Origin of the sequence: Stratiformator vulcanicus, assembly GCF_007744515.1 — a bacterium.
Classification (GTDB): Bacteria; Planctomycetota; Planctomycetia; order Planctomycetales; family Planctomycetaceae; genus Stratiformator; species Stratiformator vulcanicus.
This window is the reverse complement of record NZ_CP036268.1, coordinates 2,438,027-2,454,856: the sequence shown is the minus strand read 5'-3', so window position 1 is coordinate 2,454,856 and position 16,830 is coordinate 2,438,027. Positions and strand designations below refer to the sequence as shown.

1 protein-coding gene (running past one end of the window) is annotated in these 16,830 nt (G+C 61.6%); it reads right to left on the bottom strand.

What is annotated here, in order from left to right; translation table 11 throughout:
• Nucleotides 1-1,195: 1,195 nt before the first annotated feature.
• A protein-coding gene (locus tag Pan189_RS09515) for a DUF4347 domain-containing protein (RefSeq protein WP_310821296.1) crosses the window boundary here: on the bottom strand, nucleotides 1,196-16,830 show its 3' portion. 12,349 nt of this gene lie beyond the right edge of the window; only the last 15,635 of its 27,984 coding nucleotides appear in the window; its start codon lies off the right edge, out of view; its stop codon occupies nucleotides 1,196-1,198.

Below are 16,830 nucleotides of genomic sequence, written 5' to 3'. Positions count from 1 at the left end.
TACGGGTGACGTTTACGACTTAACTCGTCATCAAGGTATTCGATGCTCCCTCGTCCGAGGGCGCGCACAATACCTTGGAGCCAATGTCAGCAAGTGGCCTCGTTCGGTTCCATAGACTCAAGACGCTAGCGCCACGCTTCGACCTGGCTTAGGCAGAAGTACGCTGTCGCATATTAGTGGGGGAACGAAGATAGGTTCGAGACCTGTCGCCGACACGGGTAGTAGGTCGCTTGGAGTGACACCGTCCCGGGCCTGCGAGAAGCAGCCCCAGATGACGAAACTCTCCGCGACAGGCTGGGATCACCCCTGCGACTCTGCGCGTTACGAACATTGCGCACAATCTAGGACGCTGAGTTGTGAACAATGAGTCGATGTTGGCCGCGGAAACGAATTCTGGACAGTATTAAGAACCACAGGGTTGACCAATGCATCGGACCAATGAAAATCCGTCTCAGAGCGATGTTCAACGAATGTGTAGAACCTTCCAGATTAGCTACTCGGACGTTACCAACATGGCCCGGATTTTCCACCCACTGCTGGCCCTGATCGCATCTGCTACTGACCGCGAACTGGCAAAGTGTGTTGAGTATCTGAAGCAGGAGAATCGCATCCTCAGAGCAAGGATCCTTTGCCGAAACCCTCGCCGAACTTGATGGTCGCTGCGAGTGGTTCATCGAGACAATCAAGATTGAGTATCTGAATCGCTTCATCGTGTTCGGCAAGCAGCACGAAGAATACCTGACTCGCGAGTTAACCGGGTACTATAACAGGAAGCGATCTCACATGGAGCGGGATCATCTGCCGCCGGTGCGGGAACCGCCAGACTAAGTAATAACGATTTCAATCGTTCAGATCAGCGTGAGGTCGTACGTCGGTGGATTGTTGAAGTCGTTCGAGCGGAAGGCGGCGTAGGGCTGCTCCGCTGACTCACCGTGGCTGTGATTCTATCCTCGGCGAGACGATCACCGTTGTGAGTGATATTTCGCCAAGCGGGAGTGTGCCAGATGGCCGTTGATACTCCCCTGTTTCGGCGATCCGCTCGCACTGGAAAGCGTTCGGAGATCACTCTAGGTTGAGGCGACTTGTGATTTCTGAGTGTGCACCACATTCGTTGGACCGAGGGCGAACTCGCACTAAGTTGAGCCAACTTTCTAATTCGGAACATGAAACACATTCATTGGACCGGAGGGATTGATTAGCTATAAATCTTCGTTTGCTTTCTGCCCGATTTGCGATTTCTTCTGGCCAAACCCAAAGCAATAGCGCTTGAGTAGCCGCCACAAATCGCTGCCGACGTTCCTGGACTTATCTCAGCCGAAGTTTCTTGATCATTTGCGGACTCACGTAAGCCATCCTTCTCAAAATCGTCGACAGCAGAAAGCTCAACGCCGTGCCCATCAGCACTTCTTAATGCTCGGTGACGCCAGTAGGCAAGCGGTGCAGTGCGGGTCGCCGAGACCGCGATCGGCTGCTCTTCGACCGGAGTGTCAGCCGGAGTCACGGAAACGTCATCTCCGTCGGCATCGTCCTCTGTTTCGGATTGTTTTTCTTCATCTGGTTCTTCCGCGTCTTCCTTGTCGGCGGAAGCGGAGATTTCGTTGAGACGCTTTTGAAGCTGGTCGACGATTTGCTCCAGCTCATCGGCGGATTCCGGCGAGTCCGTATCCAACTCAATCGAAAGTGTTTCTTCGCGACCGTACCACAAGAGCGACAGCTCGAATTCTCCGGTGCCAAGCTTCTCTAAGAACTCCTGCACATCGTTCGGATCGATTCGTAACTCGCCGTCTTCGATTGTGATCGCAAGTGTCGCCCACTCGGAATCGCCTCCCTCAATCGCAGCCACAATATGAAGTTGTTCTGTGATGCCGGACTTGATCACCGAGTCAGTAATGACCTTCGGAGAGACCGTGCTTGACGGATCATCCGGAAAGACGAAGCCACGGAAACCGAAGGTCGATTCGCCGTCAGAAGACCCGGCGAAGATCGGCGGCGGTGTAGTGGTGCTGCTTGATGAGCTTAGTGAGTCGACCGCGGAGGTATCGACCGCAGTCGCTCCTCCGCCCGGAAATGGCGGATGGAAGGTGAGAGCTTGAAAGCCCCAACTTGTAAATGTGATCTTTAGGAAACCATCAAGAAAGGTGACAAATCCATTGCCGCCAGCCCCGCTCGAAATCGTCTGCGGGATGGTCCCGGCGATATCAATTCGCAGGAGGTCGGTGTCATCTGCCGGGCCGGGTGAGTCGCCCGCCAGATTGAAGAACGTACGCGGACTCGGGAAGACATCGACTTGATCTGTGCCGGATCGGAACGCGGCATTAAGAGTATCAACGCCATTGTAAACGATCAGATCCTGGAGGAGTCCGTTTCGTTGGTGTGAGAGAGTGTCCGGCGAGAGGACGACGAGATCGCGGGCCGAGCCGGTCGTCAGCACTGAGTTCCATTCGGTGATCATTGTGGGTTCACCGGCCTGAAACACGCCGACGACCCCACCCAAACCGGCATTACCGATGTGAGTCAGGTCGGTCGTGTTCAATTCCGGCACCGCTTCAACAACGAAGCCATGCCCGCCATTGTCGATTGTCGTGACTTCAACAAGCGTTGCGACCGAATCGACTGCTCCGAGATGCAGTCCATGTTCGCCGTTCGCCGAGAACTCGTTCTTCTCCAGCAAGACGTTGCTTAGTCCCGTGCCAACCAAGCCGCGCTTACCTGCGCGGTGCACCTCGGTTTGAATCGCCCGCAGACTGTCTATTCCATCCGATCCGCTATCAACAACGATGCCTGACTCATTCGAGTCGGTCACGAAAGTGTTCGCCAAATCAATGGAGTCCGATCCACTACCGCCGCCGATGTTGATTCCCCGGCTTCCGGCCCCGGTGACAGTGACTTCTTTCAGTTCGGACTGGTTGGCACCGTCGCCGATTGAAATTTCGATACCCGTGCCTGTCGGATTGACCACCGCGATGGATTGCAGTTCGACGGTATCGGCGTTGTTACCTGCAACGAACTGGATGCCACTCTGACCGGCCTGGAAAACGCTGACGCTCTTAAAGCTGCCGGAGTTGTTCCCGTGGCCAGCATCGACTTCGATTCCGGTCGAACCTGATTGGCCGATAAATACATTCATCATTTCAACGCTGTCGGTCCCGCTACCACCCTGAACAGCGACGCCCTTGTTGCCAGCACCGAGAACTACGATGTCTTTAAGATTGGATTGATTGGCTCCGTCGCCAACTGACATGTCGATACCCGTACGTGTCGATCTGGTCACCGCGATAGATTGCAGTCCGACGACGTCGGCATCGTCACCGGCGACGAACTTAATGCCTTCTTGACCAGCCTGGTCAACGCTCACGTTCTCAATGCTGCCGGAGTTGTTCCCTCGACCCGCATTAACATCGATGCCGATCGAACCTGACGCGTTGATTAAGACATCAGTCAGTGCAACATTGTCGGCTTCGCCGCCGCCCTGGACGGCGATACCCCTGTCCCCTGCCGCGGCGACCGTGACGTCGTCGAGTTCGGTCCGGTTAGCACCATTGCCCACCGAGATGTCGATTCCGGTACCTGTCGACTCCGTGACCGCGATGGTCTGCAGTTCGATGACATCGGCATCGTCACCGGCGACAAACTTAATGCCTTCTTGACCAGCCTGGTCAACGCTCACGTTCTCAAAGCTGCCGGAGTTGTTGCCGTCACCCGCGTTGATTTCGATACCTATCGTGCCTGACGCATTAATGAAGACGTCAGTCAGTTCTACCTTGTCGGCTTCATTACCGCTTTGGACAGAAACGCCTCTGTTACCTGCTCCGGTGACCGTGACGTCGTCGAGTTCGGTCCGGTTGGCACCATTGCCCACCGAGATGTCGATTCCGGTACCTTTCGACTCCGTGACTGCGATGGTTTGCAGTTCGACGACATCGGCATCATCACCGGCGACGAATTGAATGCCGTTCTGGCCGGCTTGGTCAACGCTGATGTTCTTAAAGCTGCTGGCGTTGTTGCCTTCACCGGCGCTGACTTCGATGCCGGTCGAACCTGACGCACTAATTACGACGTCAGTCAGTTCCACGTTGTCAGCTTCGTCACCGCCTTGGACTGCGATGCCGGTCTGCCCGGCATCGCAGACGTTAACGCGATTGATCGAAATTTCGTTTTCGCCGTCTCCCGTATCAATTGAGACGCCCGTGGCGCTCGAACCGGCAACTTCGGAGTCGCTGATTTCAAGAACATCGGAACCCTCACCAGCTACGAAATCGATGCCGATTCCCGGTGAGCCGGTCACGCTGATCTCACGCAGATTCGCGTTGTCGTCGCCGTCGCCGGAGTTAAAAGCCAAGGTTGCGACGGTCTGCACGCGGGCAGCGTTAATGAGATCGTTCCCGCCGCCGGTTTGGAAGTTGAAAGGAGTCGCAGGTCCGCCGATGAGATCCTCGACGAGCAACTGATCCGCGTTATCGCCGCTGAGGACCGAGACCACGTCCGCCGTCATGAGGCCCCGAATGGCCATCGTTGAGCCATCATCGGTTCCTGACTGCTCCTGATCGACTTCAATTTCGATCGAGCCTAGCGCTGACATCGTGGATGTCGCGGAGAGGTCGACATCGTCGCCGACGAATATCTCAATCGCTCCCAGTGGAGTGGCGATGCTTCCGCCGTCGATGAGGATGAAATCGTCTGTGTCGCCCGCGGTCTCGGGCACGATTAGCTGCACGTTGCTCTCGGTCGACTGAACGTCAAGCACGCGCATCGCGTCGTTCACCTCGGTCAACGTCACGTCGCCGTTCGTTGAGGCGACGATGTGGCCGCTGCCGAGCAGGTCCGTGTTCGCAACAAGTTCGATCAATGTCGAGACGGGAGCGGCGACAACCGTGATGTTGCCGTCGGCCTCGATCAGGCCGAAATCATAGGTGCTCTCGATCGGCGTCCCAGGCGCGACGCCGTCGATCGTGAGCGGGAACTCTCGTCCGCCGGTCGGGATATCGGGCCGGAACTTCGTTTCGACCTCCAGATCGCTGATTCCTTCGCGGATCACGTCGACGAGGATCGGGCCGAGCGCCCCCTTAACCGGCGTCTGTCGGATCGCGTCCTGAAGCAGCACATCGGCGTTCCCGCCGGCGGAGATCGTGTCGATCGTCGTCGTGAAGTCGACGATCGAGTCGTCACGGAGGATTCCCGTCAGGTCGGCGAAGATGTCGCCGCCGGCGACGATAGTGAGACCGTGGCCGAGGCCGTTGCTTTCGACGAGTTCGATCGGCAGCCGTTCGGCCGCTGTTCCCACGTTGCCCAGCGTTGCTTCGATGTTCGCGACTCGCGTGCGGATCGGGCCGGCGTTCGTCGAGGTGACGTCACCCTCTGTGTTCAGAACCGTCGTCGTGCCGATCGGGTTGTTGATCGTGCCATTGAGGATGACGTCCGACTCGCCGCGGTTTTCGATATCGACTTCTGATTGCAGCACCGCCCCTTCGACGAGGAACTCGAAGTCGTCAGAACCAGACGTGTTGACCTGTTCGACATCGATCGTGACCCGCGGTTTGTTACCGACGTTGAAGACGTCGATATCACGAACTTCGAGGTCTTTGTCCGATTCGTTGAGGATGCGGAAGCGGCTGTCGGACCCGCTGACGAAGACTGTCGTTCCCGTTCCTTTAAGGACCGAGCGGGACGAGTTTGCAAGGAAGTTGATCTCACCATCCCCACCGCCAGTGGCCTGCTCAACGATCACGCGATCAGCCGTCGCCGTCGCAACGAGACCGTCGGATCGCACTACGTTGCCATTGGCATCAATCACCAGATCGGACTGAGACGCGATCACGACATCGGCGTTGAAGTCAATTTCGCGATCATCTTTGCGGATAGCGATTTCGGAGTCAGTAACTTCTCCGAGCGCAATTTCGACTTCGGCGCAAACGCCGAACAAACAGCCTCCGACCGTTTTGGACGCGACCGAAGCATCCGCCTGGGCCCGGAATCTGTCGACATCTGTCGCAGTAATGACATCGAGCACTTGTGTCGTGATCAGTCCGTTATCAGCCGTGGTAACAATTGCGTCGGTCAACTGCCGATTGAGTGCCTCGGCGTCGGAATCCCCCACGCCCTTCGTATCGGCTTCGGCATCGGCATTTGTTTTAACGCTGTCATGGCCCGCATAGAGTTCGACGGTTCGGAAGCCGGTCACATCGGCGGTTGCGCCCAAGACCACTTCGGCTCGATGGTTGAAATCGACCTCGGCCTCCGAATCGGTATCCCCACCGAAACTGCTCGCCCTCGTGTCGACGATCACGTCGACGTTCATCCGGCCGCCTTCGGCCGCGATCGACACGTCCCGCGCTTCGATCGCACCATCGACGACGGCCAGCGTTTTCGCCTCGTCGTCATCGCCATCGATGTCCGCCCGATCGCTTTCCCGCACCTCGTCGTCATCCGGATCCTTGTTCGGCGGATCGAGAGCCTTACTACCGAGATAGTACCGCCCATCAGCCCCGGCCAGCGCAATGCCGCCCTTGGCGTCGGCTTCCGAGTCGACGGATGCCTCGACGCTCGACGTGCTCTCGACCGTCGCCGTCTCGGCAATGATCGAGGCGTCCGAAGCGATCTCTGCCTGTGTGAGGAAGTCGGCGCTCGCGGTCGCGTCGCTGTCCTCGTCGTCAAGCAGGCCTCCCCCCTTGGAGAAGGCTTTCAGGTTGGCATCCTGAGTCGTCTCGGCGGCGAACTGGAAGTCACCGCCCGCCTCAATAGTCACACCCGATTCAATGGTCGAAAGCGTCGTCGAGAACGCATTGACGCGGGCATCCGCCCCGCCGCTGGCAATGAAGCCTCCGGCGTCGTTGTCGGCGGTCGCCGAGGTCATCGTGATCGAATTGGTTGCGATCGTCACATCGTTGCCGGCCGTGATCGTCGCCCCGGTTCCGATAAGGGTCGTCACATTCGCGTTCGCATCGACCTGGGCATCCGTGTTCTGATTCGTGCCGAAGACCGATCCGTTCGTGCCTTCCGAGGCGGCCGTCGCGATCAGGTCACCCGATGGGGCGTTGACCAGTGACGCGGCCCCACCGATGCCAACCAGTTCGTGCGTTCCGGTCGAAGCCGACGTCAGATCAAACACCAGCGTCTGCCGGCCGTTGCCCTGCGAGGTCAGATCGACGGCCGGGCCGCCGTCCGTTAGCGACAGTTCGATGGTCTGATCGTCGATGAAATTGACGAAGTAGCTTTGGCCCGCGGTCAGGCCTCCGATGCCGCCGGCCGCCGCGACGGGCTGATAAATCACCTCGTCGCCGTCACGAAGAAGATGCCGCGTGCCAAAGTTGATCTGATCACTTCCGATATCGACAGCTTCAGGTTCAAAGGCCTCGCCGAGTTGGATCTTGTTCGGATCGAAATCGGGCTCGCCGTTCGCGCCGAGTCCTTCAGCGAAGCGAATCGCTCGATAGGTCCGGGGGACCTCAAAGCTCAGCGTGCGGGTTTCGCTGTCGTGCTCGAAGTATTCAGTGTCGACCGAATTCCCGTCGTCGAACCGAGCATCCTCAAAGAACTTGATGACGACCGTTTCGCCATCCTGAAGATCAGGATTGGTGATCTCCCAGTTACCCGATGAATCAATCACCGCACCGACCGGCTGTTCGACGTTGTTGTCGTCGAAGAAGGTCACCGGATTATTGTTTGTATCAAACAACTGGGCATAGAAGGTTGGCGTGTGCGTGGCAACGTTCGTTCGAGGTGTAAAGATCGCCCCTGTTCCGCTGATCGTTCCCGGCTCGTCGGTACCGGTGTTGACGCCGGGCTCGAGGCCGCCGATGGCGGTTTGGCCGGCGTTGTCATACTGAACCGTCACATCGGACGAGAGCCCGTGCGGATCGCTGAAGGTGATCGTGTTGTCCGTGATGTCGACACCGCCCGCGGCATCAAAAGTCCCGTCCGACCGCTCGACATCTTCATTCAATAGGGCCTCGACAAGCACGTTCTCGCCGGCGGTGAGATCCGCCCCCGCAGCAACTTCGGCAAGCAGCGTCGGCTTGAACTCGACTCGTGTATCGACCCGCGTGATGTTCACGCCGCTTGCGGTGTCACTCTCGGCATCTGCATCAGCATCGGTCTTAGCGATCGCTCGCACACGGATATCCCGGCCCGCATCGATCACGGCTGCCCCGATGCCAGCAGTCAGTTCTGGTCGAGACCGAGCCGTCGTGAAATCTTGGAAGCTTTCAGAGGTGGCCGTCAGTAGACCGAATTGCGTCGACCGGCTGATCGCTTTCGAGAAGTCGGTTCCGACCGCCTCGACCGCGACCGATTCGTCCGTGGTCAGCGTCACACCGTCGGTCACGAGGGCCGTCGTCTTCCCATCCGCCGTCGCGGTCGGATCGACCGCCCCGACGGCTGCAACGCCGGAAATGCTGATCCCCTCGGCTTTCGCTTCCGACCGATTCTCCGAAGCCGCCGCGACGTTGACGCCACCGAGGGCAGTCGCGGTCGAACCGCCCGTGATCGTTGCGAGCACCTCGGCGGCGGCCGTCGACCGGGACTTCGCACCCACACCGCTCAGTCCGATGCTGCCGCCGGAGGAGAACGCATTCGCCCGTGTCCTATCGCTCGAATCGTGTGTCGCCGAGACCGTCAGCAGTCCGTCGGTTGTCACCTCCGCCTGATCGACGATGGCCTCGACCGTCGGTTCGAACGTCGCCGTCGCCACGGAGACCCCGATGAACGCGGCCCCTCCGACCCCGGTGCCGAAGGCATCAGCGCGGACTTCGCCCGTCGATGCCGCCGTCACCGCGACCGCGTCCTCAGCGATCACCTCCGCCGTCGGTTCGACCGACGAGCGGATGATGCGCTCGACCTCGGCCGTAGCCAGGTTCCCCTGACCGCCCCCGAGCACCCCGCCCGAGCCGGCCGTTGTTTCGATATTGAGATCGTGCGAACCGGAGGCAGCGACGAGGAGCGACTGCGTTTCGACCGTCGCTCCCTGCTCCAGTTTGGCTTCCGTCAGGCCGTCGACTCGACCGTTGGCGACCATCACACCGACCGCAAACAGCCCGGCGGCTCCGCCCTTGCTTGCTAGCGACATGTCGACCGAAGAATCCGCCGTGACGGCAGTTCGGCCAGCCGAAGTCACCGACGCGTCACGACCGATCGCAGCGGTGACGTCGCCGTCATAGGTCGCCTCAGCGATCCCGGCGGTCCCCCCAAGTCCACCACCGATCGCCAGGCCGAACGTGGTGAAGTCGCCACGCGGGCCGATCGTCACTACGGCGTCGGCAGCGACGGTCAACGCGCCGACTGGCGAGTCGCTGCCGACCACGGCTCGGTCTCCGCCGCGGGCCGACGTGTCACCACTTGCATTGAAGTCGACGACGGACGCCCCGAAACCGCCCCCAAAGGCGAACGATCCGACAGCCGCCACAAACTCGGCATCGACATCCGAGTCGGCCGCGATCGTTACGTCGGAAGCCTGCCGTATGATGACGGCATCGGAATCAGTCGCGGCATCTTCCAGTTCGGCGATCGTGTCGCTCGAATCGTTGACGACGAGTACCGACGCCCCGAGAGCAACGCCACCACCGAGTGCCCCGGCGAAGGAGGTCCCGGCAATCCGCTGATCAAGATCGGCCGCGACCGTGATCGCCCCGCCAGCCGATAGATCGGCGCCGCGGTGAACGACGGCCGACACGTCGTTGTTGAGCGTTAGAATGCCAATCCCCGCCCCGATTCCAACCGAACCCGCCGCGACACCCCCGGCGATTTGATCGATCGAAACCTGATCGGCGGCGACAACGTCGATCCGACCCCCGGCGTCGATCACCGCCCGGCCGATTCGAGCCGTCGTGCCGCTCGTGGTTGAACCGGTTCCCGCAGCAGTCGAAAGGTCGGTCGCTTCGGCCTCGGCTACTGCCCGCGTGCCGGCCGCACGGGAGGCCCCTTCAGCCAGCGCAACAAGTTCATGGGGTGTGCCGGTGGCGGAGGTCGCGTCGAGATCGATCAGGATCCCCGCTTCCGCGTCGGCTCGCGTTGCGGCCAAGCCGACCTGCGACGGATCGGCTGCATCCAAGCTGACGAAGTAAGTCTGCCCACTCTCTAGCCCGCCGACCGATTGCTCACCCTCCGGTGCCTCGTAGATGATGGCGTCGCCCGTGCTCAAGCCGTGACCGGCCACACCGTAAATGGTGCTCGGGTCAGCCCCGGCGTTCTCGACAAGATCAACCGTCTGCTTCGTGCCGTTCTCATCGATCGCCTCGAACGTCACCGAGTTACCCGACACGATCACGGTGTAGGTGCCGCCGGGAATCAGTCCGCCGATTGCCGATGTCCCGGATGCCGTGAACGTGACGACGTCGCCGGTCTGGAGCCCATGTCCGGACGCGAGGATCACGTGATCATTCACGAAGTCAACGTCTGCGATTCCGAACGTTCCTCCGGAAAGGTCCAGCGTGTCAGCGTTGTTGTCGACATCTGCTTGCGGATCGAATTCGTTTGAGGCCTCCGGTCCGGCCACAGCTTCGAAGATCGTGCCGAAACCGTCGTCGAGCAGGCGGTCGACCTCGCCATTGGCGACGGCGAGGAAGTCAGTCTCGCCGGTTCCGTCGAGTGCGTCCGCCGAGTCGTCGCCACTGCCGATTTCGCCGTCGCCGGTCGTATCGGCTTGATAATTCGCATCAAGGTCGCCGCCGATGGCGTAGACCGAACTAGCGCCAGCAAACCCGCCGAAGCCCGTCAGTGAACCGCTCACGACTCGGGAGGCAATGTCCTTCTTGGACAGGGCACTGACATGAACCTCTCCCTCAGCGAAGACTTGAGCGTCATCGCCGATGATCGCAGTCGTATCATTTCGCAGCAGCCCGACATCGACACCGCCCGACAGGCCACCGACGACACCCGCCGAGAGGGCACCGCCGAAGGCTTTCACACTAAGCTCATTCGCCGCAGTGACGTAGACGGAACTCGCGCCGTTCGCACCGCTCCGATCGGCACCTTGGTTGATCGCCGCCCCGTCACCGATGGCGGCCCGCGTGTCCGAATCGACGTAGGAGAAGGTGACCGCTCCGGCGAGTCCGCCGACCAGTCCCACGGCGCCGGCCAACGAGACGGCAACTATCTCTTCCGAAGATGTCGCCAGAACCCCGATACCGTTCGCATCGATGTCGCTCCTTTTGTCGATATCTTCCCCGTCAGCCGACCGCACGCCGTCGGTGAGGGTGAGCGGCGCTATCGAACTTCCCCAAGCGTCGACGACGGCTCCCGATTCGATCTCCGCGACCGTCTCCTTCTGCACGATGATTGTCGTCGCTGACCCGCCGATCCCGCCCAGTAGTCCGATCGCCGCGGCCCCGCCCGCTCCGATTGCTTTCGTCTCGGCATCGGCCGAGACCAACACGTCACCTTCGGCGAAGACGTTGGCCCCATCCACGATGCGGGCTCTGGTTGTCGAGTCGATGACGACAACCGACGCCGAACCGCTTGCGCCCGCGGCGCCGCTGCCGCTCAAGCCGGCGGCAATCGCTGCGATCTCTTCCGATCGCTCCGCCACGACCGAGACGTCATCGGCCGCATAGACATCGGCAGCACCGATCGTCGCTTCGGTCCGATGCATGACCGTCGTGACATCCGCCGCGGGGGCCGCCGCGACCATGCCACCGGCGGCATTTCCGGCAACGCCGATGCGTTCGAGTCGGCTTCCCGCAGCCACCAGTACCTGCTGACGCGGATCGGCTGCGGCGGTCACGTCGTTGATGCTCGCCCCGTCCGCAATTGCGGCTCGCGTGACGCCGGTATGAATCGTTGCCGAGCCGGCTAATTGCAGCGTCAGTCCTCCAGCGCCGCCGACACTGGCCGAGACTGCGATCACGCGATCCTGCGTTCCCGCGATGACGCCGACGCCATGCAGCGTTTCGGTCTTCGCCGTGCCCGCCGACGTGCCGAACTCCGGGACGTCGGTCGAATCGAAATCAGGAAGGGCACCGGTCTTGCCGACGGAAGAAAGCGTAAAGGTCGCGTCAGCCTCGATCGCGTTCGCTTCCAAGTCCGTGAATGCCGTTCCAGCGAAGGCATCCGCTTGGGACAACGCCAATCGGAATTGATCGTCACTGACACGGATCACGAAGAGTTCCGTATCGATGTCTTTCCCGAGGATGTCCGCGGCGTTCCCGCTCAGGATGACCGCATCGCCCGTTTGCAGTCCGTGGTCGGCGACTGTGATCACGTCCGACCCGGTCGAAACGGCATCGGCGGTAAACGCGACTGCCTTGGCGACAGCGGGCGTTGTAACGGAAAGCCGTCCGCCGATTCCGGAGGCGGTGAAGTCGAGGGTTGTCGATGTCCCTACTTCCGCCAGCCGAATCGTGTCGGCATCGTCGACGAGGACCGCGTATCGGCCGCCGTCGCGAAGCCCGGCGACCGACCGACCGATCCCGTTCAGGACAACCTGATCCCCATCGCTGAATCCGTGATTCGCAATGGTGATCTGATTCGACGCGTCATCCAGTCCGGCAACCGTGATCGGGTGTGTCGCCGCGGTTGGACCGCTGATCCGTTCGAGCGTCAACTCTGCCGCACTCTCGCCCAGATCGACCGCCGCGCCGCCATCCGTCAGGGAGAATTGCAACGTGTCCGCGTCGAGCACGGTGACGAAATAGGTCTCACCACTCAGCAAGCCGCCGATCCGGGTGCCCGTATTCTCGAACGTGACCGTATCCCCGGCGGACAAGCCGTGTCCCGTGACTGTGAGCGTCTCGGCCCCCGCGTCGATGTCGGCCGCGACAAACTCCGCCGTCGTCCCGTCTTCACGAATCAGAACGGCCGGAGCCGGGTCCAGATCGATTGCTCGATTCGCCAACGCGTCGTCGAGGGATGCCGCGAGCTGCAGGGTGTCGGGCGAAGTCGCGATCACGAAGAACCGTTGACCACTTTGAATGCCGTTCAAGGCAAGTCCATCGCCGATTAACGCGACTTCGTCGCCCGTCACCAGACCGTGGTCCGCCGCGGCGATCGAGTCGGTAACCGGATCCACAGCGTCCGGGGCGAAGGTCACCGCCGGCGTTGAAGTCGTGACCCGCTCGATCTCGCCGAACGTCCCGGTGATCTCAAGGTCGATGGCCAGCCCGGCTTCCGCGTCGGATGCCGTCGCGGCCAACTTGAATTCATTTTCCGTCTCGGCAATCACAAAGTAAGTCGTTTTCGTATCAAGGCCGCTGACGCGATCTCCAAGGTCGGTCAGCAGTACCTCATCACCGGTGACAAAACCGTGCCGCTCGGCCCGGATCGTGTCGGTCGACGGATCGATACCGGAGAACGTGAAGTCGGTCGTCGCCGAAGCCGCCGTCGGGGCGATATCGAGGACGGCCCCGCCATTCGATTCCGAAAGCTGAAACGAGTCCGCGGTCGCGTTGATGACGAAGTAGTCGCGATCTGAGTCTAAGCCGGCGACCAGATTGCCGAGATCAGCCGACGTGACGGTATCGCCGTTCGAAAACCCATGCCCGATCAGCCGCAGCGTGTTCGAGGCGTCATCGACATGACCGGTCAGTCCCCCGTCCGCCGGTGGAATCGCAACCCGACGGTTCAACGTGCCGATCGCTTGTGTGCTGCTCAGATCGATCGGCGTTCCCGCGATCGCGTCCGCTTCGGTTTTCGCGAGTTGGAAGGTATCCGACCCGGTGCGAATGACGAAGTAGCGCGCCCCGTTTTGCAATCCGGCGACGGCGGCTCCGTCGGCACTGAAGAAGACTTCGTCTCCAGTCTCAAAACCATGCCCGACGACGGTGATCTCATCGAGGTCGCCATCGATCGCTCCGCTACGGAACGAGTTCGTGATTGCGTTCGTACCGTCATCGGCCGCGGAAAATTCGAACTCACCTGTTCGAACATTAGCGATGCCATCGCCGAAGCCGGCCCCGACAACAACCGCCTCATCAGAAATCAGCGCCTCTGTCGTCTTGTCGATGACGCCCAGAGCCGCCGTCGCCCCGCCCGCCGCAGCGGCCGCGACTCCGACTTGACCGGCCGCCAAGGCGACATCAGATTCATTCCAAGCATCAACCAAAACGGTATCACCGGCATTGACGTTTGCTCGTTCGCCGATGACTGCTCGGGTCGTCACCAAGAGCGTCGATGAGGAAGCGGCCGCCGCACCGGTGACGGTTCCGCCCGCCGCGGCACCGGAGACTGAGACCACCTCTTCGGAGGAATGGGCGGCCACAATGACATCACCCGCTGCCCGCAGGATGGCCGACTCGCCCACGAGTGCTTCCGTCGTCTTACTCACGACGCCCAATTCGATCGCGCCCCCGAGTCCGGCGACCTGACCCGCTCCGACGCTACCCGCCCCACCGATCAAACGCGTCTCGGACGAAGCCAGCACGTAGACGCCTTGCGTCGGATCGGCGGCCACGATGTTCGTGTTAATCCGGGCTCCGTCGCCGATGACCGCTCGGGTCGTCTCGTTCAGGCTCGTCGTCGTGAAGGAACCGGAGACACCGCCCGCCAAGACGCCGATCGCGCCACCGGCCGAGATTGTGATGACTTCTTCGCTCGAACGGGCTACCACCGCGACGCCTCGCAACGCCCGCTCGCCTGATTCGCCCGGAACGAGGATCGCAGGCGTCCCGCCCGCGGCGTCGACCACGACGCCATCGTCGATGCGGGCTTCCGTCCGATTGACTGTCACGATCGTCCCGCTGGAGACGGCAGCACTGGCAAGGCCGGCCACGCTGATCCCGCCCGCCCCCAGACCCATCAAGATGTTATCCTCGGCGACCACGGCGACGTTGCCATCGGCCTCGACCGAAGCCCCGGCGGCAATGAAGGCCTCGGTCTCATTGGCCGTCACGTACGCGGCGATCGATCCATTGGCCGCCAAGTTGGCCGAGACCGATCCGCTGAAGGTGGCGGAGATCAATTCGGTGTCCGCCGACGCCCACACAAGGACGTCGCCACCGGCATCGACGGCCGTCCCTTCGATGAAGGCCCGCGTCTGAAGAATGGTATCGTTGGTCGTCAGAGCCGCCCCGACGGCGACCCCCGCTCCGCCCGCAGCCGCACCCGACCCGCCACCAAGTTTTGATGTCTGGGTCGCCAGAATTGACAGATCACCGTCCGTCACCAGCGTACCGGTCCCGTCGACAGAGGCTTCGACGGTCGCGACCAAAACGTTGGCGGCGATCGAACCAGCCGCGGCCGCGCCGGACGAGATCGCACCCCCAACCGCCGCCGCAACCAGCGTCGCATCCGACTCGGCGATGACCGAAATGCGACCGTCGGCCGAAACGATGGCGTCGCTGATCGTCGCGATCACATCGGTCGTGACCGAGTTGGCCGAGATCGAAGCTCCCGCCGACAGTCCGACGACAGAGACCGCCAGCGCACCCGCCCCAGCGATCGCGGTGCTGAGTGAATTGTCCGTCGCAGTTACATCGATGTCGCGACCGGCATCGACGGTGCTTCCCCCGTCGATCGATGCGTTGATGCTCCCGACGATGACGTTGCTCGACCCGGCACCCGCTCCCGCGAGGGACGCGCTAACGATTGCGATGTTGACCGCGGCCGAACCGGCGACGGTGTTGCTGATTAACTCCGCCTCGGATCGGGCGCTGACGTTGACATCAGTTGTTGCCTCGACCACGGAGGCGTCGATCGAGGCCTCAACGTCGTTGTTCGCGACGTTCAGGACTAACGACGTTCCGACCGACAGACCGAACGCACCACCGACGCCGCCCGAACCGCCGGCGGCAATCGAGCCGGCACTGCCGATCAGTTTTGAGGAATCAACCGCCGTGACCGCCACGTTCGCGGCGTCGATCGTGCTCTGTTCAATCGAGGCGGTGATGGTGTTCCCGGTGCCGTTGCCGACAGCCGAGCCCGCCCCGGAGATCTGCACGCCGCCGCCCGCTCCGCCCGAACCACCGGCTGCGAAGCCGAGCGACGTCCCGATCGTTTCCGCATCCGACTCGGCCGTAACGGTCACGTCGCCGGTCGTGTTGACCAGCGAATCGGCGATATCGGCAGTAATCGTGTTCGCGACTGCGTTGACGACATAGGAGGCCCCAGCTTGCGCGGCCACACCGCCACCCACGCCGCCCGACCCGCTGATCGCACCCGCTCCGGCACTTGCAATGATGCGCGAGGTATCGCGGGCCGCGACCGAGACGCCCGTATCCCCGGCGGTAATCGTACTGCCGTCGCGAATACCGGCATCGATCGTGCCGGTGACCGTATTGATCGAACCAGCCCCGGCCCCGGCGATGGCCACGCCGCCGCCCGCTCCGCCACTGCCGTTGCCGGAGAAGCCGATTGTGGCAGAGATGATCTCGGCATTCCGTTCAGCGCGAACATCGACCCCGTCCGCGGTCACGGCTGTGTTTTCGATCACCGCATTGATGGTCGTGTCGACGGCGCTGATCGCCATCGACCCGGCGACACCCACGGCAGCGCCACCCCCGGCACCGCCAGATCCCCCGCCCGTCGCACCGCCGGCCCCGACGAAGATGGCGGAGTTGTCGGTCGCGTGAACTTCAACGATACCACCGGAGTTGATTACGCTCGCGTTGCGGATCGCCGCGTCGATGTCATTGATCACGAAATTAGTCGATCCCGATCCCGCCGCCGCGATCTGCACACCGCCGCCGGCGCCGCCGCTGCCCCCGGCCGCAAAGCCGATCGTGACGACGATCACCTCGGTGTCGGCCTCGGCATCGACGGTGACTCCGGATGCCCCGTTCACGATTGCAGCATCGATCGAGGCAGTGACGTGATTGACCACCGTGTTTGTTGCCGCCGAGGCACCGCCCTGGGTGGAGAGGCCTCCGCCCGCGCCGCCACTGCCCGTGATGGCTCCGGCTCCGGCTA